Raw genomic sequence first — 5505 nt, 5'->3', positions numbered from 1 at the left:
AAGGGCAAACATCAACAACGAAATCCATATCGTGTTCAGACATAAAAAAATCCGGAATCAGAGGGCTGAATCCGGATTGTCTCTTACTGAGTGGATCGTTCAAGTGTTCTTAAACGATCGGCATTACCCGCAAGCGGAGGCTTTTTCGTCGTGCGGTGAGCGGCGTATTAATACAGCTTTTTCGCCGTCTCCAGCCAGTCGCCCTTGAACGGACGCTTCATGTTTTCGATCGCGTCGATGATGTCGTGATGCACCATTTTTTCGTTCTGAATACCGACGCAACGGCCGCCGTAGCCCTGCAGCAGCAGTTCGATGGCGTAGGCGCCCATGCGCGAGGCCAGGATGCGGTCGTAGGCGACCGGCGAACCGCCGCGCTGAATGTGGCCCAGTACGGTGGCACGGGTTTCACGCTTGGTTTCCTGCTCGATGTGGCGCGCCAGCTCATCGATGTCGCAGATGTGCTCGGTGATCGCCACGATGGCATGTTTTTTACCCTTGGCGATACCGGCCTTGATTTCGCATACCAGATCTTCACGATTGAACTCGATCTCCGGCAGCACGATAAATTCGCAACCGCCGGCAATCGCCGCCGCCAGCGTCAGATCGCCGCAGTAACGGCCCATCACTTCCACGATGGAGATACGCTGGTGCGAAGAGGAGGTATCGCGCAGGCGGTCGATCGCTTCCACCACGGTTTCCAGCGCGGTGAAGTAACCGATGGTGTAGTCGGTGCCGGCAACGTCGTTATCGATGGTACCCGGCAGACCGATGCACGGAAAGCCTTCTTCCGTCAGGCGTTTGGCGCCCATGTAGGAACCGTCGCCGCCGATCACCACCAGCGCGTCGATGCCCCGATTCTTCAGGTTTTCAATCGCCTTGGCACGCACGTTTTCATCCCTGAATTCCGGGAAGCGGGCAGAGCCGAGGAAGGTGCCGCCGCGGTTGATCATGTCGGATACGCTATAGCGGTCCAACTGCTCCATGCGATCTTCGTACAAGCCAAGGTAGCCATCGTAAATACCAAAAACTTCCAGACCTTCTGAAAGCGCAGAACGCACAACGCCACGGATTGCAGCGTTCATACCCGGCGAATCACCGCCGCTCGTCAGTACACCGATTTTCTTGATCATGACTACCTCTGAACTGTGTAGATGCAATTTCTTAAGAATTCTGTCTCCGCCGATCGTCTTGAAACCTCTCCGGCTGCAGAAAACCAGCTTTACGGCTTATTGCTGGATATTATATCAAAAACACCCAGCTGAATTGATTCAAGTCACGCAATATAACGGTAAAAACACCGCATGGCACGCTGAGCTAACTCAGATATTCATGATAATACTTCGATCTGTGCCTCTATCTGATTATAGCTCCCAATGCCCCTGCCTACCCGGCGGCACCACGGAGCACGGATCCAGGTGAATGATGACGTCCGCCCCCGCAAAACGGTGCCGCAACGCCTGCTCCACCTGATCGGCCAACCGATGCGCCTCGCGCAGCGGCAGCGAATCTTCCATCTCCAGATGCAGCTGGATGAAACGCGTCGGCCCCGACTGCCGCGTGCGCAGATCGTGCGCGCCTTTCACCCCGGGCCAGGAGGAAACCACCTCGATAATCGCCTGGCGTTCGTCATCCGGCAACGCCCGATCCAACAGCGACTGCACCGCTTCGTAGCCCATGCGCAGCGCGCTATACAGGATGTAAACGCCGATGCCCAGCGCGAACAACGCGTCCGCCCGCTGGAAACCGTACCAGCTTAGCCCAAGAGCGATAAGAATAGCACCATTCATCATGACATCTGACTGATAATGCAGCATATCTGCACGCACCGCCTGGCTACGCGTTTTTCTGACCACCCAACGTTGATAGGTAACCAGAATCAGGGTGCTGAGCAACGCGATCACCGTCACGACGACCCCGACGCAGGGATCGCGCAGCGTTTGCGGCGCATACAGATGCTGGAAGCCGGTGAGGAACAGAAACAGGGCGGAACCGGAAATAAACATGCTTTGCGCCAGCGCCGCCAGCGACTCCGCTTTGCCGTGGCCGAAGGTGTGCTCGGCATCGGCCGGCTGCAGCGAATAGCGCACCACCAGAAGGTTGGTCAGTGATGCGGCGATATCGACCAGCGAATCCACCAGCGCCGCCAGCAGGCTGACCGAGCCGGTGTGATACCAGGCGACGATTTTGATTAACAGCAGCGACGACGCCAGCGCGGTAGCGGCCAACGCAGCGGACTTTACCAGGCGTGCATAACGCTGTTCCATTAAGGGATCCCGGTCAAAAGGTGTGGCGCTCAATATAGCGAAATGTCGGATAAAAAAAACCCCGCCATCATGGCGGGAAAGACAGGGATGGTGAAGATATCCCGAACGTAACAAACTGGAATAAAAGGATTTATTCTAAACTTCGTCTACGTTTTGACTACACTTCGACAAAAAAGCGGCCTGATGTGATATCAAGGCCGCTATCTCTAAGTGACTAAAGAATCAGGCTTAACTGATCCTCACCATGGTGGCTTCTTGGAAAAACATCTTGTGGAACTGTCGCGCCGGGGACTGGTTGAGTCTGGTTTAATGATTCGTCAATTTGCGTCATGCTGGTAAAACAATATCCGCACAACATGTTTTGACACTGATGATAACTGCGCCGTACTAAATCACTCAACTCTACACGGGTACGTGTTTTCGCGGTTGCACAGCAGCGAGGACAGCGCATTGCCATACGCGGACCTCCTCATGACTGGTTAATATCACGTCAAGTATAACTCTTAAATCGTTGATTCGTCACCCGCTTCAGTGTTCGGGTCGTCAACTTTCACCTCGGACCCCAGCTAGGTAGTAAAGCCACAGTTACCGATATCATCCACACGACTGATATTGCTACATAGTGCTGTAATGAAGATGTTGCCATCAATAGCCTGATCAGCAAAAATGGAAGACACTTAATGCTACTTGAACAGAGTAACCAAAAAAACATAAATGATATACAATAACAAACCATTACAAGCAAACCTACTTCATGCCAAAAGAAATACCCAACTTGATGGCATTCGTGGGATAGCCGCGCTATCAGTAGCCCTGTTCCATTTTTTCAGAGCTTTTGATAATTCATTTATATCAGGAGAAAAATATATAAATCATTCTTTTATTAGTACATTTTGGAATGGTCACTTCGCTGTTGCTTTATTTTTTGTTTTAAGTGGATATATATTTTTCCAAAAATTCTATAAATCGAACTTACGCAATGCTTTAAAAGCATGCATAAAACGTTTTCTAAGATTAAGCATGCCGATTTTTATTGTCTGCCTTATAGCATTTTTATTTCATTTTTTTAATTTATTCACCAACACAGCAGCAGCGTCTTTTAGTAGATCAGACTGGCTTGGTAAATGGTACCAATTTAGTCCGAGCTTAACACTGGCTATAAAAGAATCTTTTTGGACTGATTTTATCTCTTTCAATCCATCTCTTACATACAATTCTAATCTTTGGACGATATCATATGAATTATTTGCTGTAATAATAGTCATCTTTTTGGCAGTGTTCTGTAAAACGATAAATAAAAAAGCTCAATTTCTATTATTAATAACAGCGGCAATTGCTTGTTTTAATACGCATTTTTTTGAGTTCATCCTTGGGGCGTTATTAGCGTTATTACTTAGAACAAAACAAATCAACACCTCATTACCTATCGCAGTTATTACCTTGATTTTTTCCCTAGCTATGGCATCTCTATACTTACCAAGCCAGTTCGCAACACTTTCATTCAATCTTTTTTATCCCATTTCGGCGATGCTATTAATATTCACAGCTAACACAAATATGAACATTGCCAGTGTATTTTCAAATAAATTTTTTTTAAAGCTTGGTGAATTATCATTTGGTTTATACCTAACACACTTTATTGTTGTGAACAGCCTCGCATCCACAACCTTTATATACACAAAATCCATCCCCCTTACATTAATTTCATACATCACATGCACCATTATATTTTCAGTTATTTTTACTCACCTAGTTGATAGTCCTTGGACTAGGTTTCTTGAGTCATTTTTTAGAGGAAAAAACAAAAGACCTGAAGTTATTCATAATTAACTATCGAAAAAAAGAAAGATACTAACTTTAATTAGTTAGTATCTTTCTTTATGCATAAGCTTAATCACATTCATTGCAAAGAATGCCTTCATCTTACATTTCGCAATTAAATCAGCTTTCGGCATCTTCCCCCACGGTTTAACGCCACTAATATTCATGTCGAATCTTCACTCTCCGCTGTCCAGTCGTCGATTTTTACTTCCAGTTCCAGCGACGTGGTAAACCCTCCCCCCGCCAATATCGTGAACGCACCGCGTTATCTTCCAGTTCCCACTGTCGATCGTGGACTTAAAGCCGTAGACGCTGGCGGGCTGTTCCGGGTACAAATCCGCGCGGCCACTCGCCAGGGTGATGCTGAACGTCGCCGCCCCACGCTGTAACTCCCGCCACTTTGCCGCCTTTTCCGTCTTGAAGGTTTTACGGATAACAAAAACGTTACCTTCGGCCCCGGCCAGATAATCCCCTTCTTCTTTGCTTGATGCGGGTTCTTTCTTTTTGGCCTGGCTGGTTCGTCGCCTGCGGGTGGTTTTCTTCACGGTAGTGGATGGTTTTTTGCCAAAGTTGAGATCAAGCCAGTATGCAGTTAAAGGCGCTCGGCGATATAACCGTCAACAAGCTGAATAAGCGTGTTCTGACATTGCATCGCAGCCAGCGGCTAACAGATGGCATAAGTGCGGCAACCATCAACCGAGATATGTACCGACTTTCCGGCATGTTCAGGGCCCTGATAGAACTGAACGAGTTTTCAGGTCTTAATCCAGTGCGCGGTTTAGCCCCGTTGGCCGAAAAGAACCCGGAAATGACATTTCTTGATATGGACGAAATAAATGATTTGCTGAGCAGCACGGAAGGCGATGACAGGCTGTTTTTGCGCTGGTAAGTCTGAGTACTGGCGGCCGGTGGAGTGAAGTCTACTCCCTGAAGCGGACACTCATGACACGCGGCCGCGTGACTTTTCTTAAGACGAAGAACGGCAAAAAACGCGTGGTGCCAATTTCTGATGAACTTGAAAGAGAGGTGAAAGAAAATGCCAGGGGAATGATGACGGAACGCTTTTCAACGTTGATTATGAAAAGTTCTGCGGGATATTGCGACGAGTTAAACCCGACCTTCCACGCGGACAGGCTACGCACGTTTTGCACCACACATTCGCGAGCCATTTCATGATGAACGGGGGGAACATTATCGCATTGCAACAAATACTCGGGCACGCCAGCATTCAGCAAACAATGGCCTATGCTCACTTGGCCCCGGACTACTTGCAAAATGCTATAGCGTTGAACCTGCATATTCCGACCCAAACCGATCATCAATTCCGATATAAGCCGATCGCACTTTACGATTTAATTCGATCATGGTTTCCGATTTAAACCGGCCAACTTTTACCACTCTTCGGAATCGGTGATCCTGG

Annotated in this window: 4 protein-coding genes and 2 pseudogenes; 2 read left to right on the top strand and 4 right to left on the bottom strand. The window is 48.3% G+C overall.

Annotated features, from left to right (window positions below; all coding sequences use genetic code 11):
* Window positions 1-167: 167 nt before the first annotated feature.
* The 3 genes from pfkA to M6G53_RS24565 form a co-directional block, all read right to left on the bottom strand.
* Complete coding sequence (gene pfkA, locus M6G53_RS24575; RefSeq protein WP_004931116.1) at window positions 168-1130, bottom strand: 6-phosphofructokinase; 963 nt, start codon at window positions 1128-1130, stop codon at window positions 168-170.
* 231 nt (window positions 1131-1361) lie between these two features.
* On the bottom strand, window positions 1362-2264 hold the full coding sequence (gene fieF, locus M6G53_RS24570; protein ID WP_253335126.1) for a CDF family cation-efflux transporter FieF: 903 nt from the start codon (window positions 2262-2264) through the stop codon (window positions 1362-1364).
* A 214-nt stretch (window positions 2265-2478) separates the two neighbouring features.
* Window positions 2479-2715, bottom strand: a complete 237-nt coding sequence (locus M6G53_RS24565; RefSeq protein WP_253335128.1) for an ogr/Delta-like zinc finger family protein — start codon at window positions 2713-2715, stop codon at window positions 2479-2481.
* 263 nt (window positions 2716-2978) lie between these two features.
* Here M6G53_RS24565 and M6G53_RS24560 point away from each other — a divergent pair, with 263 nt between their 5' ends.
* On the top strand, window positions 2979-4094 hold the full coding sequence (locus tag M6G53_RS24560; protein WP_253335124.1) for an acyltransferase family protein: 1116 nt from the start codon (window positions 2979-2981) through the stop codon (window positions 4092-4094).
* Between the two features lie 154 nt (window positions 4095-4248).
* Here the strand turns inward: M6G53_RS24560 and M6G53_RS24555 are convergent.
* A pseudogene (locus M6G53_RS24555) lies at window positions 4249-4681 on the bottom strand (phage late control D family protein); the annotation flags it as partial.
* Here M6G53_RS24555 and M6G53_RS24550 point away from each other — a divergent pair.
* Window positions 4678-5377, top strand: a pseudogene (locus M6G53_RS24550) (phage integrase); the annotation flags it as partial. The pseudogenes M6G53_RS24555 and M6G53_RS24550 sit on opposite strands and share 4 nt — an antisense overlap.
* Window positions 5378-5505: the final 128 nt, after the last annotated feature.

This window comes from Serratia nevei, assembly GCF_024160145.1.
GTDB lineage: Bacteria > Pseudomonadota > Gammaproteobacteria > Enterobacterales > Enterobacteriaceae > Serratia > Serratia nevei_A.
Note: the sequence above shows the minus strand (reverse complement) of the source record. Positions and strands in the feature narration are given on the sequence as shown.

Excerpts from the sequence above, each read along its gene's own strand:
- pfkA (WP_004931116.1), bottom strand. The coding sequence starts at position 1,130 with ATGATCAAGAAAATCGGTGTACTGACGAGCGGCGGTGATTCGCCGGGT.
- fieF (WP_253335126.1), bottom strand. The coding sequence starts at position 2,264 with ATGGAACAGCGTTATGCACGCCTGGTAAAGTCCGCTGCGTTGGCCGCT.
- M6G53_RS24565 (WP_253335128.1), bottom strand. The coding sequence starts at position 2,715 with ATGCGCTGTCCTCGCTGCTGTGCAACCGCGAAAACACGTACCCGTGTA.
- M6G53_RS24560 (WP_253335124.1), top strand. The coding sequence starts at position 2,979 with ATGATATACAATAACAAACCATTACAAGCAAACCTACTTCATGCCAAA.